This is a genomic window from Aeromicrobium duanguangcaii (genome assembly GCF_024508295.1).
Classification (GTDB): Bacteria; Actinomycetota; Actinomycetes; order Propionibacteriales; family Nocardioidaceae; genus Aeromicrobium; species Aeromicrobium duanguangcaii.
In genome coordinates, this window is the sequence record NZ_CP101990.1 from 482,419 (window position 1) to 508,471 (window position 26,053).

General features: G+C 69.5%; 27 protein-coding genes and 1 pseudogene. 26 read left to right on the plus strand and 2 right to left on the minus strand.

The window, feature by feature from the left end; translation table 11 throughout:
* The first annotated feature begins 6 nt into the window (after window positions 1-6).
* From NP095_RS02455 to NP095_RS02505, 11 genes are all read left to right on the plus strand, one after another.
* Complete coding sequence (locus NP095_RS02455) at window positions 7-372, plus strand: DUF1330 domain-containing protein (RefSeq protein ID WP_232417629.1); 366 nt, start codon at window positions 7-9, stop codon at window positions 370-372.
* Between the two features lie 161 nt (window positions 373-533).
* Window positions 534-755 (plus strand): translation initiation factor IF-1, encoded by a 222-nt coding sequence (gene infA, locus NP095_RS02460; RefSeq protein ID WP_007078610.1) that lies wholly within the window; start codon window positions 534-536, stop codon window positions 753-755.
* A gap of 49 nt (window positions 756-804) precedes the next feature.
* Window positions 805-918 (plus strand): 50S ribosomal protein L36, encoded by a 114-nt coding sequence (gene rpmJ / locus NP095_RS02465; protein WP_008361054.1) that lies wholly within the window; start codon window positions 805-807, stop codon window positions 916-918.
* A 172-nt stretch (window positions 919-1,090) separates the two neighbouring features.
* Entirely contained in the window at window positions 1,091-1,459 is a 369-nt protein-coding gene (gene rpsM, locus NP095_RS02470; protein WP_187769923.1) for a 30S ribosomal protein S13, read from the plus strand.
* 8 nt (window positions 1,460-1,467) lie between these two features.
* Window positions 1,468-1,866: a 30S ribosomal protein S11 gene (gene rpsK / locus NP095_RS02475; RefSeq protein ID WP_078699099.1), complete on the plus strand. Its 399-nt coding sequence runs from the start codon at window positions 1,468-1,470 to the stop codon at window positions 1,864-1,866.
* A 35-nt stretch (window positions 1,867-1,901) separates the two neighbouring features.
* Entirely contained in the window at window positions 1,902-2,510 is a 609-nt protein-coding gene (gene rpsD, locus NP095_RS02480; RefSeq protein ID WP_232417628.1) for a 30S ribosomal protein S4, read from the plus strand.
* Between the two features lie 64 nt (window positions 2,511-2,574).
* Window positions 2,575-3,585, plus strand: a complete 1,011-nt coding sequence (locus tag NP095_RS02485; RefSeq protein WP_232417627.1) for a DNA-directed RNA polymerase subunit alpha — start codon at window positions 2,575-2,577, stop codon at window positions 3,583-3,585.
* Window positions 3,586-3,619: 34 nt separating this feature from the next.
* On the plus strand, window positions 3,620-4,156 hold the full coding sequence (gene rplQ, locus NP095_RS02490; protein ID WP_232417626.1) for a 50S ribosomal protein L17: 537 nt from the start codon (window positions 3,620-3,622) through the stop codon (window positions 4,154-4,156).
* A gap of 148 nt (window positions 4,157-4,304) precedes the next feature.
* Window positions 4,305-6,329 (plus strand): S8 family serine peptidase, encoded by a 2,025-nt coding sequence (locus NP095_RS02495; protein WP_232417625.1) that lies wholly within the window; start codon window positions 4,305-4,307, stop codon window positions 6,327-6,329.
* Between the two features lie 119 nt (window positions 6,330-6,448).
* Complete coding sequence (locus NP095_RS02500; RefSeq protein ID WP_232417624.1) at window positions 6,449-8,623, plus strand: S8 family serine peptidase; 2,175 nt, start codon at window positions 6,449-6,451, stop codon at window positions 8,621-8,623.
* A gap of 98 nt (window positions 8,624-8,721) precedes the next feature.
* Window positions 8,722-8,982: a hypothetical protein gene (locus NP095_RS02505; protein WP_232417623.1), complete on the plus strand. Its 261-nt coding sequence runs from the start codon at window positions 8,722-8,724 to the stop codon at window positions 8,980-8,982.
* 35 nt (window positions 8,983-9,017) lie between these two features.
* Here the strand turns inward: NP095_RS02505 and NP095_RS15285 are convergent.
* Window positions 9,018-9,065 (minus strand): annotated as a pseudogene (locus tag NP095_RS15285) (hypothetical protein); the annotation flags it as partial.
* A 141-nt stretch (window positions 9,066-9,206) separates the two neighbouring features.
* A complete protein-coding gene (locus tag NP095_RS02510; protein WP_232417622.1) occupies window positions 9,207-9,710 on the minus strand; it encodes a thioesterase family protein in 504 nt (167 codons plus the stop codon).
* A 161-nt stretch (window positions 9,711-9,871) separates the two neighbouring features.
* Between NP095_RS02510 and NP095_RS02515 the strand changes: the two genes are divergently transcribed.
* From NP095_RS02515 to NP095_RS02585, 15 genes are all read left to right on the plus strand, one after another.
* Complete coding sequence (locus NP095_RS02515; protein ID WP_232417621.1) at window positions 9,872-11,383, plus strand: long-chain-fatty-acid--CoA ligase; 1,512 nt, start codon at window positions 9,872-9,874, stop codon at window positions 11,381-11,383.
* A complete protein-coding gene (locus NP095_RS02520; RefSeq protein WP_232417620.1) occupies window positions 11,380-12,075 on the plus strand; it encodes an HAD family hydrolase in 696 nt (231 codons plus the stop codon). Before NP095_RS02515 ends, NP095_RS02520 begins: the two co-directional genes overlap by 4 nt.
* Window positions 12,076-12,146: 71 nt before the next feature.
* A complete protein-coding gene (locus NP095_RS02525) occupies window positions 12,147-12,956 on the plus strand; it encodes an SDR family oxidoreductase (RefSeq protein ID WP_232417619.1) in 810 nt (269 codons plus the stop codon).
* Window positions 12,957-13,002: 46 nt separating this feature from the next.
* Window positions 13,003-14,235, plus strand: coding sequence for an acyl-CoA dehydrogenase family protein (locus NP095_RS02530; protein WP_232417618.1), 1,233 nt, complete (start codon window positions 13,003-13,005; stop codon window positions 14,233-14,235).
* 121 nt (window positions 14,236-14,356) lie between these two features.
* Window positions 14,357-15,298 (plus strand): ABC transporter permease, encoded by a 942-nt coding sequence (locus NP095_RS02535; RefSeq protein WP_232417617.1) that lies wholly within the window; start codon window positions 14,357-14,359, stop codon window positions 15,296-15,298.
* Window positions 15,295-16,266 carry an ABC transporter permease gene (locus tag NP095_RS02540; protein ID WP_232417616.1) on the plus strand — a complete coding sequence of 324 codons (972 nt, stop codon included), beginning with the start codon at window positions 15,295-15,297 and terminating at the stop codon, window positions 16,264-16,266. The genes NP095_RS02535 and NP095_RS02540 overlap by 4 nt, the downstream gene beginning before the upstream one ends.
* The gene (locus NP095_RS02545) at window positions 16,263-17,144 is read left to right on the plus strand and encodes an ABC transporter ATP-binding protein (protein ID WP_232417615.1); all 882 of its coding nucleotides are present in this window, start codon (window positions 16,263-16,265) and stop codon (window positions 17,142-17,144) included. The genes NP095_RS02540 and NP095_RS02545 overlap by 4 nt, the downstream gene beginning before the upstream one ends.
* Complete coding sequence (locus NP095_RS02550) at window positions 17,137-17,937, plus strand: ABC transporter ATP-binding protein (RefSeq protein ID WP_232417614.1); 801 nt, start codon at window positions 17,137-17,139, stop codon at window positions 17,935-17,937. Before NP095_RS02545 ends, NP095_RS02550 begins: the two co-directional genes overlap by 8 nt.
* Window positions 17,938-17,982: 45 nt before the next feature.
* Window positions 17,983-19,509, plus strand: coding sequence for an AMP-binding protein (locus NP095_RS02555; RefSeq protein ID WP_232417613.1), 1,527 nt, complete (start codon window positions 17,983-17,985; stop codon window positions 19,507-19,509).
* Window positions 19,506-20,528, plus strand: coding sequence for a phosphotransferase family protein (locus NP095_RS02560; RefSeq protein ID WP_232417612.1), 1,023 nt, complete (start codon window positions 19,506-19,508; stop codon window positions 20,526-20,528). Before NP095_RS02555 ends, NP095_RS02560 begins: the two co-directional genes overlap by 4 nt.
* 59 nt (window positions 20,529-20,587) lie before the next feature.
* A complete protein-coding gene (locus tag NP095_RS02565) occupies window positions 20,588-22,183 on the plus strand; it encodes an ABC transporter substrate-binding protein (RefSeq protein WP_232417611.1) in 1,596 nt (531 codons plus the stop codon).
* Window positions 22,184-22,350: 167 nt separating this feature from the next.
* Window positions 22,351-23,928 carry an ABC transporter substrate-binding protein gene (locus NP095_RS02570; protein ID WP_232417610.1) on the plus strand — a complete coding sequence of 526 codons (1,578 nt, stop codon included), beginning with the start codon at window positions 22,351-22,353 and terminating at the stop codon, window positions 23,926-23,928.
* Window positions 23,929-24,009: 81 nt separating this feature from the next.
* Complete coding sequence (locus NP095_RS02575) at window positions 24,010-24,777, plus strand: crotonase/enoyl-CoA hydratase family protein (protein ID WP_232417609.1); 768 nt, start codon at window positions 24,010-24,012, stop codon at window positions 24,775-24,777.
* 39 nt (window positions 24,778-24,816) lie between these two features.
* A complete protein-coding gene (locus NP095_RS02580) occupies window positions 24,817-25,296 on the plus strand; it encodes a MaoC family dehydratase (protein WP_232417608.1) in 480 nt (159 codons plus the stop codon).
* Between the two features lie 40 nt (window positions 25,297-25,336).
* The gene (locus NP095_RS02585; protein ID WP_232417607.1) at window positions 25,337-26,014 is read left to right on the plus strand and encodes a TetR/AcrR family transcriptional regulator; all 678 of its coding nucleotides are present in this window, start codon (window positions 25,337-25,339) and stop codon (window positions 26,012-26,014) included.
* Window positions 26,015-26,053 lie beyond the last annotated feature (39 nt).

Sequence of the window (26,053 nt, forward strand, 5' to 3'; positions counted from 1 at the left end):
CGGCCCATGGCAGTCGATCCCACCGGTGCGGACCTCAAGCGCTACCTGGCCGAGGACCCGGGAGGTCCGGTCGTGATGCTGAACCTGCTGCAGTTCCGCGAGGACGGCATCGGGTCCTACCGCGAGTACAGCGAGCGGGTCGGACCGTTCCTGGCGAAGGTCGGCGCCGAGGTCGTCCACGCGGGCAACCTGTCCACCGCGCTGGTCGCGCCGCAGGACTGGCCGTGGGACGCCGTGCTGCTGGTGCGCTACCCCTCGCGCGAGGCGTTCAGCCAGATGGTGGCCGATCCGGAGTACCAGCAGATCACCGGACTGAGGTCGCAGGCGCTCGACGCGGCGGTCCTGCAGGCCGCCACCACGTGGGGCGCCTGACCCGGCTCCCGAGGCCCGATTTGAGTCCGGGGCCCCCTTCGACGTAGACTTGTGTGTCGGCCTAGTCGGGCCGTATCCCCATGCCCAGTGGCGCCCCGGGAAACGGGTGGGGACACGTGCGCGTGCCGGGTCGAACAGTCGATACGAAGAAGTTGAGGTGTATGGCGAAAAAAGAAGGCGTCATCGAGATGGAGGGTGCGGTCGTCGAGGCCCTGCCCAACGCGATGTTCCGGGTCGAGCTGGCCAATGGCCACAAGGTCCTGGCACACATCAGCGGCAAGATGCGCCAGCACTACATCCGGATCCTCCCCGAGGACCGTGTCGTGGTGGAACTCTCGCCGTATGACCTCAGCCGCGGTCGCATCGTCTACCGCTACAAGTGACAACTACACATCCCCCACGTTCAGTTCGTACCGAAGAGAGAGCTTCTCGATGAAGGTCAACCCGAGCGTGAAGAAGATCTGTGACAAGTGCAAGGTGATCCGTCGCCACGGCCGCGTCATGGTGATCTGTGAGAACCCGCGCCACAAGCAGCGCCAGGGCTGATCAGAAAACCCTCTTCTTCAACGCAGCACCCTGAACATCTGACGGCTCATCCGGGCCCCGTCCACGACGGAGTCCGGTTGCCACCTCCGGCGCAGAGGCCGGAGCCCGATCGAGGCGATCGGGATGCCCCAGGTGACGACACCTCTGCCGAACCGAAAGGAACTGCCAGCACATGGCACGCCTCGTCGGAGTGGATCTGCCGCGCGAAAAGCGCGTGGTGATCGGACTCACGTACATTTTCGGGATCGGCCGCACTCGTGCGGTCGAGGCCCTCGCCGCCACCGGCATCGACCCCAACACCCGTGTTCACGAGTTGACCGACGACCAGCTCGTCGCGCTCCGTGACTACATCGAGGCGAACTTCCAGGTCGAGGGTGACCTGCGCCGCGAGGTCACCGCGGACATCCGCCGCAAGATGGAGATCGGCTCGTACCAGGGCCGCCGTCACCGTGCGCACCTGCCCGTTCGCGGCCAGCGCACCAAGACCAACGCGCGCACCCGCAAGGGCCCCAAGCGCACCGTCGCCGGAAAGAAGAAGTGAGGTAGCCGATGCCCCCGAAGAACTCCGGCGCCAAGAAGGTGCGCCGCAAGGAGAAGAAGAACGTCGTTCAGGGCGAAGCCCACATCAAGAGCACGTTCAACAACACGCACGTGACGATCACCGACCCCAGCGGTGCGGTGATCGCGTGGGCCTCCGGCGGAACCGTCGGCTTCAAGGGCTCGCGCAAGTCGACTCCGTACGCCGCCGGCATGGCCGCCGAGGCCGCCGGACGTCAGGCGATGGACCACGGCATGAAGAAGGTTGACGTCTTCGTCAAGGGCCCCGGCTCCGGACGCGAGACGGCGATCCGGTCGCTCAGCGGCGTCGGCCTCGAGGTCGGCACCATCTCTGATGTGACCCCCAGCCCCCACAACGGCTGCCGTCCGCCCAAGCACCGTCGTCTCTGACGCGTCGTCGACTTTTCTTCAAGGAGTAATCAACCATGGCCCGTTACACCGGACCTCTCACCAAGAAGTCGCGCCGTTACGGCGTCGACCTCGTTGGTGGGGACAAGGCCTTCGAGCGCCGTCCGTACGCGCCCGGCCAGCACGGCCGCACCCGCGTCAAGGAGTCGGAGTACCGCACCCAGCTGCAGGAGAAGCAGAAGGCGCGTTACACCTACGGCGTCCTCGAGAAGCAGTTCCGCAAGTACTACGAGCTCGCGTCGCGCCGTCCCGGCAAGACCGGCGACAACCTGTTGATCCTGCTCGAGAGCCGGCTCGACAACGTCGTCTACCGTGCAGGCCTGGCCCGCACGCGCCGTCACGCCCGCCAGCTGGTGACCCACGGTCACTTCGTGGTCAACGGCGTGAAGACGAACATCCCGTCCTTCCAGGTCAGCAAGCACGACATCATCGACGTGCGCGCCAAGAGCCTGGAGACGACGCCGTTCATCGTCGCCCGTGAGACCCATGACGCCGATGTCGTGCCCGGTTGGCTCGACGTCTCGCCCGATCGTGGCCGCATCCTCGTGCACAACAAGCCCGTGCGCGAGCAGATCGTGGTCCCGATCCAGGAACAGCTCATCGTCGAGTTCTACTCGAAGATCTGATCCTTCACCTTCATCCACCAACCCGGCCCTCATATAGCGGTGGGACCGGAAAGGAAGATTCACCATGCTGATCGCACAGCGCCCCGTTCTGTCCGAAGAGGTCGTCGACGAGTCCCGTTCGCGGTTCGTCATCGAGCCCCTCGAGCCCGGATTCGGCTACACCCTCGGCAACTCGCTGCGTCGTACGCTGCTGTCGTCGATCCCGGGTGCGGCCGTCACCTCGATCAAGATCGACGGTGTCCTCCACGAGTTCTCGACCATCGAGGGCGTCACCGAGGACGTCACCGAGATCATCCTCAACCTCAAGAACCTCGTCGTGTCGTCGACGATCGACGAGCCCGTGGTCATGTACCTGCGGGCCGACACCGCCGGTGACGTCACCGCCGCGGCGATCACGCCGCCGGCCGGTGTGGAGGTCCACAACCCGGACCTGCACGTCGCGACGCTCAACGACAAGGGCCGTCTCGAGATCGAGCTGGTCGTCGAGCGTGGCCGCGGCTACGTCTCGGCCGTCCAGAACAAGACGGGCGACGAAGAGATCGGCCGCATGCCGGTCGACTCGATCTACAGCCCCGTCCTGAAGGTCACGTACAAGGTCGAGGCCACCCGCGTCGAGCAGCGCACCGACTTCGACAAGCTGATCATCGACGTCGAGACCAAGTCCTCGATCCTGCCGCGCGACGCGATCGCGTCGGCCGGTTCGACGCTGGTCGAGCTGTTCGGCCTGGCCCGTGAGCTCAACGTCGAGGCCGAGGGCATCGACATCGGCCCGTCGCCGGTGGACGAGCAGCTGGCCGCCGACCTCGCGTTGGCGATCGAGGATCTGGACTTCACGGTCCGTTCCTACAACTGCCTCAAGCGCGAGGGCATCCACACCGTGGGTGAGCTCATCACGCGCAGCGAGCAGGACCTGCTGGACATCCGCAACTTCGGGTCGAAGTCGATCGACGAGGTCAAGGCCAAGCTCGCCGAGCTCGGTCTGTCGCTCAAGGACAGCCCGCAGGGCTTCGATCCGTCCGCCGTCATCGACACGTTCGACGAGGACGCCGGATTCGCCGAGGACGAGCAGTACTGAACTGCTCTGACACCACTGATTCAGGAGTAACGACATGCCCACCCCCACCAAGGGTCCTCGCCTCGGCGGCAGCCCCTCGCACCAGCGGCTGATCCTGGCGAACCTGGCCCAGAGCCTGTTCGAGCACGGCCGCATCACGACGACCGAGGCGAAGGCCAAGCGCCTGCGCCCGTACGCCGAGCACCTCATCACCAAGGCCAAGACCGACACGGTGGCCAACCGCCGCCACGTCGTCAAGGTCATCCGCGACAAGGGCGTGCTCCACACGCTCTTCACGGAGATCGGCCCGGCCATGGCCACCCGTCCGGGCGGCTACACGCGTATCACGAAGATCGGTCCGCGCAAGGGCGACAACGCCCCCATGGCCGTCATCGAGATCGTGGAGGCCAAGGACTTCGACGCCGCCGCGCCGAAGGCCCCCCGTGCCGAGGCTGCTCCGGCTGTCGAGGAGGCCCCGGTCGAGGAGACCGTGACCGACGAGACCGTCGAGACGCCCGCCGAGGAGACCGCTGAGGTCACCGAGGCTCCGGCCGACGAGGCGACCGAGTCCACGCAGGACGAGGCCAAGTAACACCTCTCGTACGAGGCGCCCATCCCCCCGGGGGTGGGCGCCTCGTCGTTTTCCCGCGCCGACCTGGGCGGGGGCGCCGCAGCGGCGGGTTACCATCAGGGGCCACTCGTGACCGAGGTGGCGACGTTTTCGGGGAAGGTTCACCATCATGAGGCTGCGGTTGCGCCGTCCACTCACTCTGCTCGTGCCTGCGGCGCTGACCTGCGCCCTCGCGGCGGGGACGCTGCCGGCCATCGCGTCCACCGACGACGCCCCGGCGCCGTTGAACACGACCGAGGCGCCCGAGCCCGCGCGGGGCATCATCGTCAAGCTCGCCGACGGTGCGGACGGAGCCGTGACCGACCTCGTCGATGACGTTGCGGCCGAGCTGCCCGACGACGTCGGCGTGGCCCAGACAGCCTCGGGGCCGGCCGACCTGGGCCTGCTGGAGCTGTCCGAGCAGGTCGAGTCCGACGATCTCGACGGCGCCATCGAGGTGCTGGAGGCTGACCCGCGGGTCGAGTGGGTCGTTCCCAACGGGGTCCGCCTGCCGTCGGCCACCGCGAACGATCCGAGCTTCCGCGACGGGAGCCTGTGGAACCTGACCGGTGCGTGGGGTGTCGAGGCGCCGCAGGCATGGGACATCACCACCGGCAGTGGGAACGTGCGCGTTGCGGTCGTCGACACCGGCCTCCTCACGAACCATCCCGATCTGGCCGGGCAGTACGTGGCGGGCCGTGACTTCGTCGACGACGAGTACGACTGCGCGAACAGTGCCTGTTCGCGGATCCGGTATCGCAACTCGTTCACCAGCGCCAACGACGGCAACAGCTGGGACGCCAACCCCGCGGACCCGGGTGACTGGCGCGACTACGACAATCAGTGCCGGGGCATGGCCGCGGGCACCAGCAGCTGGCACGGCACCCACGTCGCGGGCACCATCGCGGGCAAGCGCAACAACGGCATCGGCGTGGCGGGCATCGCCCCCACGGTCAAGGTGCAGCCGGTGCGCGTCCTGGGCCGCTGCGGCGGCACCGACTGGGACATCGCGATGGGCGTGCTGTGGGCCTCGGGCGCGAACGTCACCGGCCACGACGGTGGACGTCACGGCAAGGTGCCGGTGAACCGGACGCCGGCCAAGATCATCAACCTCTCGCTGGGCGGATGGATGGCGCGGCCCGCGGACGTCCGGGAGATGTGCAAGTTCTACGGCCAGATCTCGGCGGTCGCCCGCAAGCGCGGCTCGACGATCGTCGCGGCAGCGGGCAACAACGGACGCAACCACGCGCAGAACGTGCCCTCGTCGTGCCCCGGCTACATCGCCGTGGCCGCCACGGACCAGCAGGGAGCGCGCGCGCCCTTCTCGAACTACGGCGCGGGCGTCGACGTGGCCGGCCCTGGCGTCGCCATCGCCTCGACCTACAACAGCGGCACGAAGGCGCCGGCCGCGTTCCCCGCGGCCGGCACCTATGGCCGGCTCCAGGGCACGAGCATGGCCGCGCCCGCCGTCTCGGCCACCGCCGCGCTGGCGTACACCGCCGGGATCACGCACCCCGACGTCCTCGAGCGCGTCCTCAAGGCCACCGCGCGGCGCGCGGCCGGGTGCTCGGCGGCCCAGTGCGGCGCGGGTGTCGTGAGCGCCCACCGCGTCCTGACCGCCAAGACCCCGATCAGCGCCCCCCGGCTGAGCGGAACGCCCCGCCCCGGCGGCACGCTGCGGGCGACCCCGGGATCGTGGCGGAACGGCGCCACCGTCAAGCTCACCTGGTTGCGCGCCGGCCGCGTGGTCACCACCGGCCCGACGTACCGGGTCGGCAAGGCCGACATCGGCAAGGTCGTCACGGTCCGGTCCAGCGCCACGAACGGCACGCCGGGAATCTTCCACCAGAGCTCGGTCGCGGTGAAGGTCAAGCCTCGGCTGGCCTTCGGCATGCCGTCGAAGCTCAAGAAGTCGACGCGCGCGAAGCTGGCGGTCAAGGTCAAGGCGCCCTCCGTGCGCCCGACCGGCACGATCAAGGTCTACGACGGCAAGAAGCGCATCGCCGTCAAGAAGATGAAGGCCAAGAACAAGGGCAAGATCGTCATCAAGCTGCCCAAGCTGAAGAAGAAGGGCAAGCACCGCATCCGGGTCGTCTACTCCGGCAGCGGAAAGGTGAGCGGGGCCAAGAAGAGCAAGGTCGTGCGGGTCCGCTGACCGCGTCGGGAAAAACGCGAGACGGGACGGATGTGACAGCAGTAGCCTGCTGACGTTCATCTCGTTCGACGAGACGTCCCCTCCCGTCAGGAATCGTCGTGCGCCGTAGCCTGCCCCTGTTGATCCTTCCCGTCCTCGTCGCGGCCACCGTGATGGTCGACGTCGGTGCCTCGGCCGAGCCGGTCACCGAGCCGTCCGCCCGGGTCGAGCCCGCCGGTTCACCCGCGCCGCGACTGGCTCGCGGCCTCATCGTCAAGGCCCGCTCGGACACGCCCGCGCGGCGTTCGTCGATCGCTCGGAGCGCACGCACCGAGCTGCCCACCGGCAACGGCGTGGCGTCGACCGCCAGCGCGCCGGCGGGCCTGTCGGTCCTGCGGCTGGAGGAGCCGGTGCCCGTCGCCGAGCTCGATGCGGCGATCGAGCAGGTCGAGTCGCGGGCCGACGTCGAGTGGGTCATCGCGGACACGCTGCGAACGACCACCAGCGCGCCACCGGTCGAGGTCGACGACCCGGGCTTCCTGATCCAGGGGAACCTGTGGGACACCCGTGACACCATCGACGGCCAGCCGACGGACGGCGGCTTCACCACGAGGGCGCCGGCACTGTGGCGGTCCACCCAGGGCGATCCCTCCGTCGTCGTGGCGGTCGTGGACACGGGCATCACCCAGCATCCCGACCTGGAGGGCCAGACCGTCGCGGGATACGACTTCGTCGACGACGAGTGCACGCCCCTCGGCGACGCCTGTTACTACGACCGCACGTACGTCAACGCCGGTGACGGCGACGGCTGGGACGCCGACCCCTCCGATCCGGGGGACTGGCGCGACGAGGGACTGGTGACGCGCTGCTTCGGTCCTGTCGACGATCCGTCCGAGTACACGGCGGAGAGCTCCTGGCACGGCACGCACGTCGCGGGCACCGTCGCCGCCAAGGCGGGCAACGGGTTCGGCGTGGCCGGGGTCGCCCCCGGAGTCAAGGTCCAGCCGGTCCGCGTCCTGGGCCACTGCGGCGGCTGGGACACGGACATCGTGTTCGGGATCTTGTGGGCGGCCGGTGTGGACCTGCGCGAGTACGACGTCCCGCTGAACCCGACGCCCGCGAAGGTCGTCAACCTCTCGCTCGGCGGCGCGTACGAGTCGGCAGAGGACGCCGCTCAGGACTGCGAGCTGTACGGCGAGATCGCGTCCATGGCCCGGGCGCGCGGGGCGACGCTCGTGGCTGCGGCGGGCAACGACTCCGCGCGGGAGATCGCGCCGCTGAGCCACAGCGTCCCCGCCTCCTGCGCCGGGTTCGTGAGCGTCGCGTCGACGAGCGACACCGGGCATCGCTCCTGGTACTCGACCGCGGGCGAGGGCGTCGACATCGCCGCACCCGGCGGTGAGATGCAGGTGCCCACGTCGTCGGCCGAGCGCGGCATCCTCTCGACGGTCAACCTCGGCACGACCGCTCCGGGGGCGGCCGGTTACGCCTTCTACCAGGGCACGAGCATGGCCACGCCGGCCGTGGCCGCGGGTGCGGCGCTGCTGTACTCCCTGGGCATCACCAGCCCCGACGCCGTCGAGGCGGGCCTGAAGTCGGCGGTCCAGCCGTTCTCGACGGTGCGCTACGGGCGCCGGACGATCGGCGGAGCAGCCACGTCGCTCACGACCGACGAGCTGGACTGCACCACGACGGGCCGGACGTCGTGCGGCGCGGGCATCCTGGACCTGTCGCGGGTGACGGCGCCCCTGGCGGCGCCGCGGGTCACCGGGACCGCCGCGCTCGGCGAGCAGCTGCAGGCCCGGTCGGCCGGCCTGACGACGGCCGGAGCCTCCACCCTCACGTGGTGGCGCGCAGCGACGAAGGTCGGCACGGGCGCCGCGTACCGGATCACCGCCGCGGACGCGGGTCGGACGCTGACCGTGCGGGACACGGTGGCCTCGGGCCCCTTCGCAGGCGCTTCGTTGGCGACGTCGGTGGTCGTGCCGGCTGCCCCGACCCCGAAGCCCACGCCGAAGCCGGTGGCCAAGGTGAAGGCGACGCTGCGGATGTCGGTGCCCTCGAAGTTCCGGCGCACGAAGCGGGCGCCGCTGACGGTGAGGATCGCGGCACCCGGCGTGCGTCCCACGGGCACCGTGCGGATCTACGACGGTCGCAAGCGGATCACGACGCGGAAGCTGCAGGCCAAGCACGGCGGCACGCTGCGCGTCACCCTGCCGAAGCTGAAGAAGGGCAAGCACCGTCTCCGCGTGGTCTACTCGGGCAGCGCGACGGTCCGCTCGGCGGCGGCGAGCAAGGTCGTCCGGGCCCGTTGACGGGGGCCCGCGGACGAGCGGCGGGACGCATGCGACGGACGTAGCCTGAAGTGGTGGGTCTCGTTCGACGAGATGCTGCCTCCCGTCGGGACACCGCCATGCGCCGCAACCTCCTTCTGCTCATCGTCTCCGCCGTCGTCACGGCCAGCGCCGTGGTCGGCGTCAGCGCGTCCGCCGAGCCGGTCGCCGCTCCACCGGACGTCGTCGACCCGGCGCCGGCGCCGGCGCCGCGCCTGGCCCGCGGCCTGATCGTGAAGGCCAACTCGGACGCAGCGTCACGCCGTGCCTCGATCGCCCGCACCGTCCGGCGCGAGCTTCCCGCGGGCGCCACGGTCGCCTCCACCGTCACCACGACCTGACCGGCCTCGGCCATGGCGTCGGTCAGCGACCGCACCACGGGCATCCACCGCCGCCAGTCCGTTCCGCCGACCACGCGCGCCACGTCACTGGGGCAGATGGTCGATCCGTCGCGCTTGCGCAGCAACGCGCGATGGCGGCCTCCGCGCGGTCGCGCAGGGTCATCCTCCTGCTCTGCGACGACGCTACCGCCGGGCCGGGGGACGCGCCCGGTCGTGAGATGGGCTCAGCGGACGCCCATGGTCGCGGCCAGGGGCAGCGACCACGGCAGGGCCTCGTGCTCGCGGAGCCGGTCACGCAACGCCGTCGTGAGGTCCTCGGGCATCGACGTGGTGCGCCGCGAGGTGAGGTCGACGTGGAGCTCGAGGAACTCCAGGGTGTTGGCGATCGTCCCGCGGGAGCGGTTGACGATGATCGTCAGCCCGTGGATCGCCTTCGGGGCGACGCCGAGGATCCGCAAATGGACCGACAGCTCGTCGCCGACCAGGGACTCGTCGTGGAAGCGGATGTGGTGCTCCACGCTGAAGATGCTGTGGCCGGTGCGGGCGCGGTAGCCGTCGTCGAAGCCCAGCGTGGTGAAGGCCGCGTCGGCGGCCTGCATGTGCAGCCGGTAGTAGTGGCCGACGTTCACATGGCCGTTGCCGTCCTCGAACTCGGCCGGCGCGACCAGGGCCAGGGCGGTCCCGAGGTCGGAGACGTCGTCGATCGTGGGCGCGGTGGCGGTGGTCATGGCCGTCACTCTAACCACAGTTGAATCGAGTTTCATGTTCCTGGCCGTCCGCGCGGGGGTTCCCAAGGTGACGCGGCGCCACTAAGGTGCTAAAACTGAAACCAAGTTCATCTTGTGACGCACGCCACGTGTGGTCACGTCACCTGCGATCGAAGGACGACATGGTCAACATCGTTTCCCGCGTCTGGGCCCACGCCGACTCCGAGCCGGACCGGGTGGCCATCCGGTCTCCCCGGACGATCACGTTCGAGCAGCTGCGCGAGACGAACCGGCGCGTCGCCGGCGCGGTCCGTGCCGCCGGTCTGCAGCCCCTGGATCGGGTGCTGTTCGTCGCGCCGACGATCCCGGAGTTCCCCGAGGTCTACTACGGCCTGCACGCGGCGGGCGTGACCGTCACGACGATGAACGTCATGTCGACGATCCCCGAGATCGACTACGTCCTCGACGACTGCGACGCGTCGCTGGTCATCGCCTGGCACGAGTGCGCCGACGCCGCGCGCACGGCGGCCGAGCGGCGGGGCGTCCCCTTCTGGCAGGTCGACCCGGGTGCCGGCTTCGACGCCGAGCCGCTGGTGCAGGCCCACGAGCACGAGGCCGACGACACCGCGATCATCCTGTACACGTCCGGCACGACCGGGCGGCCCAAGGGCGCCGAGCTGACGGCGTCCAACCTGGTCGACACGGTCGACTCCTTCCTGCCCGTGCTGGAGCTCGGCGACGCCGACCGCTTCGGCACGGCGCTGCCGCTGTTCCACGTCTTCGGCCAGGCCGTGTGCATGAACACGGCGCTCGCGGTCGGGGCCTCGTTCTCGCTGCTGAGCCCGTTCGACCCCGCCAAGATGCTCGAGATGGTCCGGACCGACCGGCTCACGACGATGTCGGGTGTGCCGACCATGTGGAACGCCATGCTCCACGCCGAGGGCGACTTCACGCCCGAGGACTTCGCCTCGCTGCGGATGGCCACCTCGGGCGGCGCGTCGCTGCCGGTCGAGGTCATCCGGGCGTTCACCGAGCGCTTCGGCTGCTCGATCCTGGAGGGCTACGGGCTCACCGAGACGACCGGCGCGGCGACCTTCAACGACCTGAACCGCGAGCAGCGCACCGGCACGACCGGGCCCGCGCTGCCCGGCACCCGGATCGAGGTGCGGGACTCCACCGGCGCGGTGATGCCCGTCGGTGAGGTCGGTGAGGTCTTCATCAAGGGGCCGACCGTCATGAAGGGGTACTGGAACCGGCCCGAGGCCACCGCGAGCGAGCTCGTCGACGGCTGGCTGAAGACCGGCGACCTGGGCTCACTCGACGCCGACGGCTACCTGACGATCGTCGACCGGGTGAAGGACCTCGTGATCCGTGGCGGCTACAACGTGTACCCCCGTGAGGTCGAGGAGGTGCTCTACGAGCACCCCGCGATCGTCGAGGTGGCCGTGGTCGGCATCCCCGACGAGCACTACGGCGAGGAGATCGCCGCGGTGATAGCGCTCGCGCCGGGCCACGAGGTGACCGGCGAGGAGCTGCGCACCTGGGCCAAGGAGCGGCTCTCGGCCTACAAGGTCCCGAGGGTCTACTCCTTCGTCGACACGCTGCCCAAGGGCGCCACGGGCAAGATCCAGAAGCGGGCCATCGACAAGGACGCCCTGCTCGAGCTCGCCCGCGACGCGGCTCGCGCGCGATGACCTCCGCGACGGCGCCGCAGGACCAGGACGTCTTCGCGTCCGCGGCGCCGCCGCGCGCGGTCCTGTTCGACTTCGGGGGAGTGCTGACGACCAGCGTCTTCGAGTCGTTCGCCTCGTGCAGTCGTGAGATCAGCGGCGATCCCGATCTGCTGCTGCAGGTCGTGGCACAGGACGAGGCCGCGAGCGCGGCGCTCGTCGAGCACGAGTGCGGCCGCATCGAGGACGAGGAGTTCGAGGCGGCCGTCGCCCGCGGACTCGCGGCGCGCGGAGTCCAGGTCGAGCCGCACGGCCTCATCGTGCGGATGCAACGCGGCCTCGAGCGCGATGTCGCGATGCGCACCGCCGTCGAGAGCCTGCGCGAGCGCGGCATCGCGGTCGCACTGGTCTCGAACTCCCTCGGCCGCGACTGCTACACGGGTCACGACCTCGACGCGCTGTTCGACGTCCAGGTGATCTCGGGGCGCGAGGGGGTCCGCAAGCCCTCGCGGGCGCTGTACCGCATCGCGTGCGAGCGGCTGGGCGTCTCGCCCGGCGAGGCGCTCATGGTCGACGACCTGGCGATCAACGTGCGCGCCGCGCACGCCCTGGGGCTGGGTGGCGTCGTGCACCGGAGTGCCGCGCGGACGGTCGGGCAGCTGGCCGATCTGCTCGGTCTGCCGGCCGGCGCGCTCGGCCCCGAAACCCGTTCTTGAACTTGAGCCCGAATTCAGGTTAGGGTGTGAACCACGTCACCCCGACCACCCCTTCCGACGCGAGGAGCAGCATGGACATCACCGGCAAGGTCGCCGTCGTCACCGGAGCCGGTGGCGGCATCGGAGCCGCTCTGGCCGAGGCCCTGGTCACGGCCGGCGCACAGGTCGTCCTGGCGGACCTCAAGGCCGATGGTGTCGACTCCGTGGCCGCCCGCCTCAACGAGCAGACCCCCGGATCTGCCGTCGCGGTCGCCGGCGACGTGTCCCGCACCGAGCAGATCGAGAAGCTCATCGCCGCCGCCGAGGAGTCCTTCGGCCCCGTCGACGTCTACTTCGCGAACGCCGGTGTCGGCGGGGGAGTGTCCCTCGACGCCTCCGAGGAGGAGTGGGACCTCGCACACCAGGTCAACGTCATGGCGCACGTGCGCGCGGCCCGCCTGCTCGTGCCCGGCTGGGTCGAGCGCGGATCGGGATACTTCGTCTCGACCGCCTCGGCGGCCGGCCTGCTGACGCAGATCGGCTCCGCGACCTACTCGGTCTCCAAGCACGGCGCCGTCGCGTTCGCCGAGTGGCTCTCGATCACGTACGGCGACCAGGGCGTGGCCGTCAGCTGCCTGTGCCCCATGGGCGTCAACACCGACATGCTCACCGGCGGCGGGCCCGTCACCAACGAGACGCAGCGCCGCGCCGCGCAGGCCGTCACCGACGCCGGCGGAGTGCTCGAGGCCGACGAGGTCGCGGCGATCGTGCTGCGGGCCATGGCCGCCGAGGAGTTCCTCATCCTGCCCCACCCCGAGGTGAAGGTCTTCGCGTCCCGCAAGACCGGCGACATCGATCGCTGGCTCGCCGGGATGCGCCGTTACCAAGCCTCCCTCGCCTGATCCATCGCGCCAGAACACGCGACCCACCACCAGCCAAGGAGCTGACATGCATTTCGAACTCTCGGAGACCGCCAAGGAGTACCAGGAGAAGTTGCTCGCCTTCATGGACGAGCACATCTACCCGGCCGAGGCCGTCTACCACCGGCAGATGGCCGAGGCGGGCGATCCGAACTTCCACCCGCCGGTCCTCGAGGACCTCAAGGCCGAGGCCAAGAAGCGCGGCCTGTGGAACCTGTTCCACCCGCACAAGGACGAGGCCTGGGGCTCACCCGGCCTGAGCAACCTCGACTACGCACCGCTCGCCGAGATCATGGGCCGCAGCCCGTACATCGCCCCCGAGGCCATGAACTGCAACGCGCCCGACACCGGCAACATGGAGGTCCTGCAGCTCTTCGGCACGGAGGAGCACAAGGAGAAGTACCTCAAGCCGCTGCTCGCCGGCGAGATCGCCTCGGCGTTCTGCATGACCGAGCCCGCCGTGGCCAGCTCGGACGCGACCAACGTCGAGCTGCGCATGGTGGCGGACGGCGACGAGTACGTCCTGAACGGCCGCAAGTGGTTCGCCTCGAACGCGCTGCACGCGAACTGCAAGGTCCTCATCGTCATGGGCAAGACCAACCTCGAGGCCGAGACCCACCGTCAGCAGTCGATGATGGTCGTGCCGATCGACGCCCCCGGCGTCACGATCGTCCGCGGCCTGCCGGTCTTCGGCTACATGGACCGCGAGGGCCACGCCGAGATCCTCTTCGAGGACGTGCGCGTCCCCAAGACCGCGCTGCTGGCCGGCGAGGGTGACGGCTTCATGATCAGCCAGGCCCGCCTCGGGCCGGGTCGCATCCACCACTGCATGCGCTCGATCGGCATGGCCGAGCGCGCGCTCGACCTGATGATCAGCCGCGCCCAGAGCCGCACGACGTTCGGTCAGCCCGTGGCGATGCGCTCGAACATCCAGGACTGGATCGCCGAGGCGCGCATCCAGATCGAGATGATCCGCCTGCTGGTGTTCAAGACGGCGTACCTGATGGACACCGTGGGCAATCAGAAGGCTCGCACCGAGATCGCCGCCATCAAGGTGGCCGCCCCCGAGATCGCGCTGAAGATCATCGACCGCGCGATCCAGGTGCACGGCGGCGGTGGCGTCACCGACGACTTCCCGCTGGCCAGCTTCTACGCGCACCAGCGCACCCTGCGGATCGCGGACGGGCCGGACGAGGTGCACAAGCGCACCATCGCCCGCGTCGAGCTGCGCCGCATGGAAGCGGAGCTGTCCCGCGCCTGAGCGCCACCGGCGTGCGGGCGGTCTTCGGACGCCCGCACGCCATCGGCTGCGCTCGGCGCGGCCACCCATCCCCCCCGCGATCTCATGAGAGAACGATCAATGTTGATGGAGACGAAGTGACATGAAGTGGCGTCGGTTCCTGGTGTCCCGGCTCGTCCGGCTCGCCTTCGTGCTGGTGGCGATCACCACCCTCACGTTCCTCATGATGCACCTGGCCCCGGGTGATCCCGCGCGCCTCGTGGCCGGGATGGACGCGGACGAGCAGGCGGTCGAGGTCGCCCGCGAGCGGCTCGGTCTCGACCAGCCGATGTACCGCCAGTTCCTCGACTACGTCGGTGGACTGTTCCGCGGCGACATGGGCACGTCCTTCGCGACCAACCAGCCCGTGACGGCGGAGATCGCGCAGAAGATCGGTCCCACCGCGCAGCTCGCGGTGATCGGCATGGCGCTCATCCTGCTCGTGGGCCTGCCCCTGGGCATCATCGGCGCGGTCCTGACCCGCAACGGTCACCGCTGGTTCGAGATCGTGTTCAGCGGATCGACCGGCGCCATGGCCTCGATCCCGCAGTACCTCATCGCGACCTTCCTGGCGTTCCTGTTCGCCGTGACCTGGCAGCTGCTGCCGGTCGCGGGATCGGGGTCGATCGAGGCCGCGATCCTGCCGGCCGTGGCCATCGCGGTCCGCCCGGCAGCGTCGATCGCCCGCCTCGTGCGGGTGCGGACCCTCGAGGTCCTCGAGTCCCCATACGTCCGCACGGCACGCAGCAAGCGCCTGCCGACGCGCAAGCTCTACCTGTCCCACGTCTTCCCCAACTCGATCACGACCATGCTCGCCATGGGCGGCGTCACCTTCGCCAGCCTCATCGGCGGCGCGGTCATCGTCGAACAGGTCTTCGCCCGCCTCGGGCTGGGCACGACGCTGGTCCATAGCGTCCTGGTCGGCGACTACCCGGTCGTCCAGGGCATCGTCCTGCTCCTCGGGCTCTCCGTGGTCCTGGTCAACTCCCTGGTCGACGTCATCCTCGGGATCGTCGATCCCCGCACCATGGAGGCCGGCCGATGAGCACGAACCGCCACGGCACGACGCGCCAGATGCTCCGCGCGTTCCTGTCCACCCCGACCGGCATCATCTCGGGCCTGATCCTGCTGGGCCTGACCGTGCTGGTCATCATGGGCCCGAACGGGTTCGGCGACCAGGCCGTCGTCAGCAACATGGCGCGCTCGAGCGAAGGGCCGTCCGCGGACCACCGCTGGGGCACCGACGCGCTGGGCCGTGACATCTTCACCCGCACCCTGGCCGCGACCCGGCTGTCCATCCTCTACGCCTCCGCCGCGGTCTTCTTCGCGATGATCGTGGGCGGCCTGATCGGCGGCCTCATCGCCGCCGGAGGCCCGCGCGTCCGCAAGGTCGGCGCCACCGTCATCGACACGATGATGGGCTTCGGCGACATCCTGCTGGCCGTCGTCGTGGTGGCCATCGTGGGCGTCGGCGCCAAGGGTGCCGTGCTCGCGATCGGCGTGGCGTTCACACCGCACTTCGCGCGCTTCACGTACAGCCTCGTCGACTCGGTGATGGTGCGGGACTACATGTCGGCGGCCCGGGTCGTCGGGGTCAGCAAATCGGGCATCGGACGCCGGTACGTCGGCCGCAACGTGGCCGACAGCCTCGTCATCGTGACGTTCACGACCGTCGCCGAGGGAATCATGGCGATGTCCTCGCTGAGCTTCCTGGGCCTGGGCATCCAGTCACCGCAGTTCGACTGGGGCCAGATGCTCACCGACGGGGTCAAGAACTTCTACCTCAACCCGTACGCCGCCCTCGTGCCGGCGACGTTGATCCTCATCACGGGCCTGGCGGTCAACCTCTTCGGTGACGCCCTGGCCCGCGCCGTCAACCCGGTGCTGTGGAGCGAGCGGCCGAGCCTGTTCCGCTCGCGCTTCCGCCGTGACCGCGCCAAGACGCTGGCCGCGACGCCGGAGATCACGATCGACCCCGCCATGGAGACCGAACTCAGGAAGGGACGCCCATGAACGACGCCTCCGCGAACGACGACCGCCTGTTGGACGTGCGCAACCTCTCGATCAGCATCGAGAACGACGACGAGGCGCCGCCGCTGGTCCGGGACGTCTCGTTCCACCTCGATCGCGGCGAGATCGTCGGCATCGTCGGCGAGTCCGGCAGCGGCAAGACCCTGACGTCGCTCGCGGTGTCGCGGCTGCTGCCCCAGGGCCTGAAGATGACCGCGGACCGGGTCGACTTCGACGGCCACGACCTGCTGAACGGCTCGGATCGCGAGCTGCGGACCGTCCTGGGCACCAACCTCGCGATGGTGTTCCAGGACCCGATGTCCTCGCTCAACCCCGCGCGCAAGATCGGCGCCCAGATGATCGAGACGGTGCGCGAGCACCGGGGCCTGTCCAAGAAGGAGGCGCGTGCCCTGGCCATCCGCAGCCTCGAGGACGTGCACATCACCGAGCCGGCCAAACGGCTCAAGCAGTACCCGCACGAGCTGTCCGGCGGCATGCGCCAGCGCACGATGATCGCGATGGGCCTCATGGGCGAACCGAGCCTGATCCTGGCCGACGAGCCCACCACGGCGCTGGACGTGACGGTGCAGGCGCAGGTCATGCAGCTGCTGTGCGACCTCAACGACCGCAAGGGCAGCGCCGTGCTGCTGATCTCGCACAACATCTCGCTGCTGTCCGAGGTGTGCGACCGGATCATCGTGATGTTCCGCGGCGAGATCGTCGAGGACCTGACCACGGTGAAGCTGCTATCCGGTCCCGACCACCCCTACACGCAGGGCTTGATCCGCGCGGTCCCCGATCTGAACACCGACCGCAGCGAGGACCTCGTGACCATCGAGGACGGGCAGTTCGACGTCGAACGGGAGCTGAACCATGCTTGAGATCCAGAACGTCGAGGTGACCTACCCCGGACCGCCGCCGTTCACGGCCGTCAAGGGCATCGACCTGACCGTGCCGACCGGCTCGACAGTGGGCCTCGTGGGCGAGTCCGGCTCGGGGAAGTCCTCGATAGCCCGCGCTGCCATCGGCCTGACGCCGGTCACGCACGGCAAGATCCTGCTCGACGGCGAGGACGTCACGAACCCGAAGGGAAAGGCGCTGCGCCACCTGCGCGGCCGCGCCCAGCTGGTCTTCCAGGACCCGCACGCATCGCTCAACCCCCGCATGGAGATCGCGATGGCCGTGCAGGAGGCGGTCAGCGTCGCCACGGGCAAGCGCATCACCTCACGCGAATGCGCCGACGCGGCCCTGGACCTGCTCGACAAGGTGGGCGTGCCGAAGGCCGCCGTCCGCCGGTACCCGCACCAGCTGTCCGGCGGGCAGCTGCAGCGCGTGTCGATCGCCCGGGCGCTTGCGCTCGAGCCGTCGCTCATGATCCTCGACGAGGTCACCGCGTCGCTGGACGTCTCGGTCCAGGCGCGCATCCTCAATCTGCTGCGTCAGCTGCAGCGCGAGCTCGACGTCTCGATGCTCTACATCTCGCACGACCTCTCGGTCATCCGCTACCTGGCCGACCACGTGTACGTCATGCGCCACGGCGAGATGGTCGAGGCCGGCACGGCCGACCAGGTCTTCGAGTCCCCGCAGCAGGAGTACACCAAGGCCCTGTTGTCCGCCGTTCCCACGCTGGGCGGCAGTCGCTGGCGCTCGCGCCACGACCTCGTCGTCAGCTGACCGAACCCCAACGAACGCTCCGAGGTGGAGCACAAGGAGCCATGCATGAACACCGTTGACCGGTTGTGGAGTCACGCCGAGAGCACCCCGGACGCGATCGCCGTGCGGGTCGGTGACGACTCGTGGACGTACGCGCAGTTGCGCGACCTCATCGCCACCTGGGCGGCGCGGTTGGACCGGGCCGGCATCTCGGCGGGGGACCGCGTGCTGCTGGTGGCGCCGACGTCGCAGGAGTTCGTCGTCGTGCACCACGCCGTCGCGGTGATCGGCGCCATCGGCGTGACGGTCAACTCGACGTCGACCGCGGCCGAGCTCGAGTACTTCCTCACCGACGCGGAGTGCGCTCTGGCCATCGCGTGGCACGAGACGCAGGACGTCGCGCGCCAGGCCGCCGAGGCGACCGGGATCGACCTGTGGGTGCTCGAGGCGGGGGACGTCGAGGTCGACATCGCGCCCGACCTGGAGCTGCCGCGGCCGATGGTCGAGGACGACACGGCGGTGCTGCTCTACACGTCCGGGACCACCGGCAAGCCCAAGGGCGCCGAGCTGACCCACGGCAACATCGTGGCCTGTGCCGAGATCATCGCCGGCACGCTGGAGAGCGACGGCTCGGACCGCGTGGGGACGGCGTTGCCGCTCTTCCACGTGTTCGGCCAGGTCTGTGTCATGGCCAGCACCTTCGCGGTCGGCGCGAGCCTGTTGCTGCTGCGCCCGTTCAGCGGACCGGGCCTGTTGCAGATGGCCGCCGCACACCGCCTGACGATCCTGGCCGGCGTCCCGACGATGTGGAACGCCATGCTGCACGCCGACGTGGACGTCTCCCGCGAGGACCTGGCGAGCCTGACGCACGCCCTGTCCGGTGGCGCCGCGCTGCCGCTCGCCGTCGCCGACGCGTTCCGTGAGCGCTTCGGCTGCCGCGTCCTGGACGGCTACGGCCTCAGCGAGACGACCGGCGCCGCCACCTCCGCCAAGCTCAGCGTCCGGCGCAAGGAGGGCTCGGTCGGCCCGGCCCTGCCGCGGTTGAAGGCCTGCATCATGGACGCAGAGGGCCGCCCGGTCGAGCCGGGCGTCCACGGCGAGGTCGCCGTCGCGGGGCCCGTCATCATGAAGGGCTACTGGCGTCGTCCCGAGGCCACTGCGGAAGTCATGCGCGGCGACTGGTTCCTGACCGGCGACATCGGCAAGCAGGACGAGGACGGCGACGTGTGGATCGTCGACCGCAAGAAGGATCTCGTGATCCGGGGCGGCTACAACGTGTACCCGCGCGAGATCGAGGAGGTGCTCTACACTCATCCGGACCTGCGCGAGGTCGCCGTCATCGGCGTTCCCGACGACCGGCTGGGCGAGGAGATCGCCGTCGTCTTCGCCCCGCACCCCGGGCGCGAGGTGGACGCCGCGCGCCTGCGCGAGTGGATGGAGGAGCGCCTGGCTCCCTACAAGGTGCCGCGGGTCTACCAGCAGGTCGAGGAGCTGCCGAAGGGATCGACCGGCAAGATTCTCAAGCGCCAGCTCGACCGCGGTGCGGTGCTGGCCCAGGGCACGCGCGTCTCGCGCGACCGGAGCGCGTCGTGACGCAACTGATCGCGACGGAGCCCGTCGCCCGGTGGATCGCCTCGTTGGGGATCGGCGCCGAGGGCCCGATCGAGTTCCGGCGCGTCGGCGCGGGGCAGTCGAACCTCACGTTCCTGGTGACCGACTCCGTCGGGCACCGGTGGATCCTGCGCCGCCCGCCACTGGGCAAGCTGCTGGCGTCGGCCCACGACGTCGAGCGCGAGCACCGCATCATGTCCGGCCTGCAGGGCACCGGGGTCCCGGTGCCGGCGATCCACGGGTTCACGAAGGACCCGGCGGTGACGGACGCGCCGATCATGCTCATGGACTTCGTCGACGGGCGGGTGCTGGACAGCATCGAGGCCATCGAGACGGTTCCCCAGGACACCCGCCGCGCCATCGGTCTGTCGCTGGCCTCGACGCTCGGGTCCGTCCACGAGGTCGATCTCGCCGCGGCCGGTCTGGCCGACCTGGCCAGCCATGCGCCCTATGCCGAGCGTCAGCTGCGCCGCTGGCACCGCCAGTGGGAGCAGTCGCGCACGCGGGACCTGCCGATCGTCGACGATCTCGCGCAGCGGCTCACGGCCCGGGTGCCGGAGCAGCGCGAGGTGTCGCTGGTGCACGGCGACTTCCACCTGCTCAACGTGATCACAGACCCCAATGCGGGTCGTGTCACGGCGGTCCTGGACTGGGAGCTGTCCACCCTGGGCGATCCGCTGGCCGACCTCGGCGGACTGCTGGCGTACTGGCCCCAGTCCGACGACGAGATCATCACCGGCTTCCACGGCCCGACGCTGCCGGGATTCCCGTCGCGCGACGAGCTCGTGGCCCGGTACGCCGAGACCACCGGACGCGACGTGTCGGCCATCGGCTTCTGGTACGTCCTCGGCCTGTGGAAGATCGCGATCATTGCCGAGGGCGTGTTGCGCCGGTCGATCGACGACCCGCGGAACACCGCCGTCACCGGCCAGATCTCCAGCGACCTGATCGATGCCCTGCTGGCCCGTGCCGATCTCGAGGCGCGCGCCGTCGGCCTCTGAGCATCGCGGGCACCCCCCACCTGTTGATGTGTCGAAAACCGAGTACGTGAGAGGTTGAAATGAAGTTCAGCAAGCGAGTCGGCGCGGTGCGCCGCTCCACCCGGCGCCGTGGCCTGGCCACGGCCGCCGTCGCGGCAGTGGCCGCATCCCTCCTGGCCGCCTGTGGCGGCGGGGACAGCTCCGGCAGCGGAGCGTCGGGCGAGACGCCCGAGCAGGTCACGATGGTGCTGCGCAACGACGTGGACACCTTCGATCCGATGCTGACGGCCGCGGAGAACGGCGCCGTCCAGATGTACGAGGCGCTGTACGACACGCTCGTGCGTCGCAACTGGAAGACGGGCGACTACGAGCCCGCGATGGCCACCTCCTGGGAGATCACGCCGACGAAGATCGACTTCGCGCTCAAGGACGGGCTGAAGTGCAGCGACGGCAGCGACCTGCTGCCCAGTGACGTCCAGAAGTCGCTGGAGCGGCTGGCCGACCCGAAGACCGGGTCGATCTACACCGGCCGGTTCTTCGGCGCGGGCGGCGTGAAGCAGATCGTGGCCGACGACGAGGCGAACACCGTCTCGGTCGAGGTCAACGAACCGCATACCGACCTGATCGACTCCATGGCCACGGCGTTCATCGTCTGCCCGAAGGGCCTGGCCGACACCGAGGCGCTGGCGACGACGCCCCAGGGGTCCGGCCCCTACAAGCTGACGTCGATGAAGCGCGGTGACACCTACGAACTCGAGGCCTGGGGCTCCCCGGCCCTCGAGGACCCCGAGAGCGTGCCGGCCCAGCTGACGTACCGCGTGGTCACGTCCGACTCGACCCGCGCCAACCTCGTCGACACCGGCGACGCGGACATCGTCAGCGTCATCGGGCGAGACTCCAAGCGCCTCGAGGCCAGTGTCGAGCCGATCCAGGGCAAGGCGTTCCAGGCCGACTCGATCGTCTTCAACCAGCGTCCCGGCGCGCCGTTCGCGGACGAGCGGCTGCGTCGCGTCGCGGCCCAGGCCATCGACGCCACGAGCTACACGAAGGCGGCGTCCTTCGACGTCGGCGAGGCGGTCGACACGCTCGCCACGCCCAACATGGACTGCTACGTCGAGAGCAACGGCGAGATCGGCCTGAAGCTCGACAAGGACCAGGCGAAGGCCGACCTCGAGGCCGCGGGATACGGTCCCGGTGGCAAGGAGCTGTCGGTGCGTCTGCTGGGCTACGACCTGCAGAACTCCGGGCCGGAGTACGTCGCCGACGCGTTGCGCGAGCTGGGCATCAAGGTCGACATCACGAACGGCACGCTGGCCCAGGCCGCCGGTGTCGTCTACGGCGACGCGGGGGAGTGGGACGTCATGGTCTTCCCGATGAACGCCCCCGCACCGCACCTGTACCCGGCCGTCACGAAGATGAGCTCGAACCTCGGTGAGGGCGGGTCGTACAACTTCGGCCGGGTCCGCAACGAGGAGTTCGACCGCTACGCGAAGCTGGCGCCGGCCTCGACCGGGGACGAGCGGTGCGAGAACTGGAGCAAGGCCGAGGCGGCCCTGCTCGAGCGCACGGACGTGGTGCCGATGATGTGGCCGATCGCCAACTACTTCTCGAAGGACCTGACCTTCGAGACGGGCTATCGCACGACCGATCTGCGCACCATCCGCGTCAAGGGCTGAGTCCGCGACGAGAACTGGCCGGTTCGCCCGGGCACTGCGCCCGGGTGGACCGGCCTTCTCATGGCCTTGAAATGAAACTGAATTCAGTATTGATATTCGTGGTGACTTGGGTCACACTCGGGTCAAGAACTGAAGTCGTCTTCAGACTCACGTCCGAAAGGTTGACCATGACTGCTCCCCGAATTCGATCCCTGCGCCGAGGTGTGGGCGCCGTCGGCGTCCTGTTGCTGTCGACCTCCGTCCTCGCGGCGTGTGGCGGCTCCTCCGAGGGCGGCGACCGCGTCGCGGGCAAGGCCCCGGAAAGCCTGGTCATGGACCTGCGCAACGACGTCGACACGTTCGACCCGTTCCTGACGGCCGCCGACCAGGGAGCCGTCCAGATGTACGAGGCGCTGTACGACACCCCGGTCCGGCGCGATCTGAAGACGGGGGAGTACGTCCCGGCGATGGCGACCGACTGGGACGTGACCACCACGAAGATCTCCATGACGTTCCGCGATGGCCTGAAGTGCAGCGACGGGTCGGACCTGACGGCCACGGACATTGCGAACTCGATGAAGCGCCTGGCCGACCCGAAGACCGGCTCGATCTACACCGGCCGCCTCTTCGGTGCGGGCGGCGTGAAGCAGGTCGTGGCCGACGATGCGGCCAACACCGTGTCGATCGAGGTCAACGAGCCTCACTCGGACCTGCTCGACTCGATGTCGACGGCGTTCGTCATCTGCCCGAAGGGCCTGGCCGACACCGAGGCGCTGGCGACCCAGCCCCAGGGCTCGGGCCCCTACAAGGTCACGTCGCTCAAGCGCGGCGACACCTATGTGCTGGAGGCGTGGGACTCCCCGGCCCTGGAGGATCCGGACAGCGTGCCCGGCAAGATCACCTTCCGGGTGATCACCAATGACGCGACGCGAGCCAACCTCTTCGAGACCGGCGATACGGACATCGCCGGCATCCTGGGTCGGGACTCGCAGCGGTTGGAGGGCAAGCACGAGCCGATCCGCGGCAAGGCCTTCGAGGCCGACTCGCTGACGTTCAACCAGCGGCCCGAGGCCCCCATGTCGGACGAGCGGCTGCGCCGTGTGGTCGCCCAGGCCATCGACGCGGGCGCGTACACCAAGGCCGCGTCCTTCGGCGTCGGCGAGCCGGCCGCCACGGTCGTCACGCCCAACATGGACTGTTACACCGAGTCCAACGGCAAGCTGGGACTGAAGTTCGACGAGGATCGCGCGAAGGCGGACCTCGCGGCCGCGGGCTACGGCCCCGGTGGCAAGAAGCTGACCCTGCGACTGCTGGGCTACGACGTGCAGAACTCCGGCCCCGACTACGTCGCGGACGCCCTGCGCAAGATCGGCATCGAGGTCAAGGTCACGAACGGCACGCAGGCCCAGGCCGGCGCGATCGTCTACGGCGACGAGGGGGACTGGGACATCATCGTGTTCCCGTTCCTGAGCGCGGCGCCGCACCCGTACCCGCTCGTCACCAAGATGAGCTCCAATCTCGGCGAGGGCGGCTCCTACAACTTCGGCCGCACGCGTAACGCCGACTTCGACCGGTACGCGGCGCTGGCCACCAGCTCGCTGGGCGACGAGCGCTGCGAGCACTGGGCCAAGGCGGAGGGGGCGCTGCTCGAGCAGACGAACCTGGTGCCGCTGCTGTGGCCGATCGCGAACTACTTCGCCGACGGACTCACCTTCGAGGCCACGTACCGCGCGATCGACCTGCGGACCATCCGCGCGGTCGAGTGAGACCGGTGGGCACCCCGAGCAGCCGGGGTGCCCACCCCCTTCCCCACACCCACACCCGCAGCACGAAGCGCAAGGAGCACCATGTCAGTCGTACTCGCCGAGAAGGTCCTGGACGGTCGAGCCCTGCTCATCACCCTGAACCGGCCCGACGCCCGCAACGCCGTGAACGGCCAGGTCGCCCGCGAGATGGCCGCGATCCTGGACGATCTGGACGCCGACCACGCCCTGGTGGTGGGCATCATCCGCGGCGAGGGCCGCGGGTTCAGCGCCGGCATGGACCTCAAGGCGTTTCTCGAGGGCGACTTCCCGGAGTTCGAGGACCGCGGCTTCGGCGGCTTCGCCCAGCGCGGGCCGAAGACCCCGCTCATCGCCGCGATCGAGGGCTTCGCCGTCGCCGGCGGCCTGGAGATGGCGCTGGCCTGCGACCTCATCGTGGCGGCGTCCGACGCCAAGCTGGGCCTGCCCGAGGTGAAGCGATCGCTCATCGCGGCCGGCGGCGGACTGCTGCGGCTGGCCCAGCGCATCCCGTACCACGTGGCTGCGGAGATCGCCCTGACCGGAGACCACGTCCCGGTCGAGCGGCTGTACCAGGTCGGCCTGATCAACCGGATCGCCGAGCCCGGCCAGGCGCTCGACGAGGCGCTGGCACTGGCCTCTCGGATCGTCGACAACGCGCCGCTGGCCCTCGAGGGCTCGAAGCACGTCCTGGAGAACGCCGCCGACTGGGGCCTGGCCGAGGGCTGGAGGCACCAGGAACCCGTCAGGGATCGGGTGAGCCACTCCGAGGACGCCCGCGAGGGCGCCACCGCGTTCGCCGAGCGCCGGGCGCCCGTCTGGCGCGGACGCTGACCCCACCCGATTCCCACCACCACGCAACGAAGGACAGACATGACCTACACCACCCAGCTCCCCGTCCGCCCGCAGAACGTCGCCGAGCTCGAGGCGCTCATCGGCCAGACGATCGGCCCCACCGACTGGCACGAGGTGACGCAGGAGAGCGTCGACGCCTTCGCCGACGTGACCGGCGATCACCAGTGGATCCACGTCGATCCCGAGCGGGCCGCCCAGAGCCCGTTGGGCACGACGATCGCGCACGGGCTCTACAGCCTGTCGCTCGGACCGGCCTTCTCGTACTCGCTGATCTCGTTCGAGGCGTTCACGCACAGCCTGAACTACGGATACGAGAAGGTGCGGTTCCCGGCGCCGCTGCCGATCGGCTCGCGCGTGCGCATGACGACCGAGGTCATCGCCGTCGACCACGTGCCCGGCGGCGTCCAGGTGCGCGCCCGTCAGGTGTTCGAGCGCGAGGGCTCCGACAAGCCCGTCGCGGTCGCCGAATCCTTGGGACGACTGGTCGAGGAAGCGTGATGATCCGAAGTTGACGTCGAATTCCTCTAGGATGTGACTCATGAGTAGCTCGCCAGAGAGTGCGGCGCGTCACCGTCGCTCGGCCGGATTCTCCGGTTCAGCGACGCCTCGCGACCTGCCCACCACCCCGCGTGGCCTGCGCACCCGGGCCAAGCTCATCGACGCCGCACGCGTCGTGTTCGAGCGCGACGGGTTCCTGGATGCGCGGCTGGTGGACATCACCTCCGAGGCGGGCATCTCGGCCGGATCCTTCTACACGTACTTCGACAGCAAGGAGGAGATCTTCTCCGCCGTGCTGACCGAGGTCGAGCAGGAGATGCTCCATCCCGACGTCCGCGCCGTCACCGGCGGGGACGACCCGGTGGAGATGATCCGGCAGGCGAACCGCGCCTACCTGGAGTCGTACGAGCGGTTCGCGAACTTCATGCGGCTGCTGGAGCAGGTCGCCAGCATCGACGAGGACTTCCGCGAGTTGCGGCGCAAGCGCGGCGAGTCGTTCGTCCGCCGCAATGCCAAGAGCATTCGCCAGATGCAGCAGGACGGCGTGGCCGGCGCCGACATCGATCCGATGATGGCGGCCTCGTTCCTGTCCGGCATGGTGGCTCGCGCCGCCTACTCGCGGTTCGTGCTGGGCGAGAACTGGACGATCGAGGACATGGTCGACTCGCTGACCGAGCTGTGGGTGAACGCGCTCAAGATCTCGAGACCCGCGAGCTGATCGCCCGACGAAGCCCCTGACCGCAGACGGTCAGGGGCT

Coding starts and splice junctions, on each gene's coding strand:
- NP095_RS02455 (WP_232417629.1), top strand. CDS start 7: ATGGCAGTCGATCCCACCGGTGCGGACCTCAAGCGCTACCTGGCCGAG.
- infA (WP_007078610.1), top strand. CDS start 534: ATGGCGAAAAAAGAAGGCGTCATCGAGATGGAGGGTGCGGTCGTCGAG.
- rpmJ (WP_008361054.1), top strand. CDS start 805: ATGAAGGTCAACCCGAGCGTGAAGAAGATCTGTGACAAGTGCAAGGTG.
- rpsM (WP_187769923.1), top strand. CDS start 1,091: ATGGCACGCCTCGTCGGAGTGGATCTGCCGCGCGAAAAGCGCGTGGTG.
- rpsK (WP_078699099.1), top strand. CDS start 1,468: ATGCCCCCGAAGAACTCCGGCGCCAAGAAGGTGCGCCGCAAGGAGAAG.
- rpsD (WP_232417628.1), top strand. CDS start 1,902: ATGGCCCGTTACACCGGACCTCTCACCAAGAAGTCGCGCCGTTACGGC.
- NP095_RS02485 (WP_232417627.1), top strand. CDS start 2,575: ATGCTGATCGCACAGCGCCCCGTTCTGTCCGAAGAGGTCGTCGACGAG.
- rplQ (WP_232417626.1), top strand. CDS start 3,620: ATGCCCACCCCCACCAAGGGTCCTCGCCTCGGCGGCAGCCCCTCGCAC.
- NP095_RS02495 (WP_232417625.1), top strand. CDS start 4,305: ATGAGGCTGCGGTTGCGCCGTCCACTCACTCTGCTCGTGCCTGCGGCG.
- NP095_RS02505 (WP_232417623.1), top strand. CDS start 8,722: ATGCGCCGCAACCTCCTTCTGCTCATCGTCTCCGCCGTCGTCACGGCC.
- NP095_RS02510 (WP_232417622.1), bottom strand. CDS start 9,710: ATGACCACCGCCACCGCGCCCACGATCGACGACGTCTCCGACCTCGGG.
- NP095_RS02515 (WP_232417621.1), top strand. CDS start 9,872: ATGGTCAACATCGTTTCCCGCGTCTGGGCCCACGCCGACTCCGAGCCG.
- NP095_RS02520 (WP_232417620.1), top strand. CDS start 11,380: ATGACCTCCGCGACGGCGCCGCAGGACCAGGACGTCTTCGCGTCCGCG.
- NP095_RS02525 (WP_232417619.1), top strand. CDS start 12,147: ATGGACATCACCGGCAAGGTCGCCGTCGTCACCGGAGCCGGTGGCGGC.
- NP095_RS02530 (WP_232417618.1), top strand. CDS start 13,003: ATGCATTTCGAACTCTCGGAGACCGCCAAGGAGTACCAGGAGAAGTTG.
- NP095_RS02535 (WP_232417617.1), top strand. CDS start 14,357: ATGAAGTGGCGTCGGTTCCTGGTGTCCCGGCTCGTCCGGCTCGCCTTC.
- NP095_RS02540 (WP_232417616.1), top strand. CDS start 15,295: ATGAGCACGAACCGCCACGGCACGACGCGCCAGATGCTCCGCGCGTTC.
- NP095_RS02545 (WP_232417615.1), top strand. CDS start 16,263: ATGAACGACGCCTCCGCGAACGACGACCGCCTGTTGGACGTGCGCAAC.
- NP095_RS02550 (WP_232417614.1), top strand. CDS start 17,137: ATGCTTGAGATCCAGAACGTCGAGGTGACCTACCCCGGACCGCCGCCG.
- NP095_RS02555 (WP_232417613.1), top strand. CDS start 17,983: ATGAACACCGTTGACCGGTTGTGGAGTCACGCCGAGAGCACCCCGGAC.
- NP095_RS02565 (WP_232417611.1), top strand. CDS start 20,588: ATGAAGTTCAGCAAGCGAGTCGGCGCGGTGCGCCGCTCCACCCGGCGC.
- NP095_RS02570 (WP_232417610.1), top strand. CDS start 22,351: ATGACTGCTCCCCGAATTCGATCCCTGCGCCGAGGTGTGGGCGCCGTC.
- NP095_RS02575 (WP_232417609.1), top strand. CDS start 24,010: ATGTCAGTCGTACTCGCCGAGAAGGTCCTGGACGGTCGAGCCCTGCTC.
- NP095_RS02580 (WP_232417608.1), top strand. CDS start 24,817: ATGACCTACACCACCCAGCTCCCCGTCCGCCCGCAGAACGTCGCCGAG.
- NP095_RS02585 (WP_232417607.1), top strand. CDS start 25,337: ATGAGTAGCTCGCCAGAGAGTGCGGCGCGTCACCGTCGCTCGGCCGGA.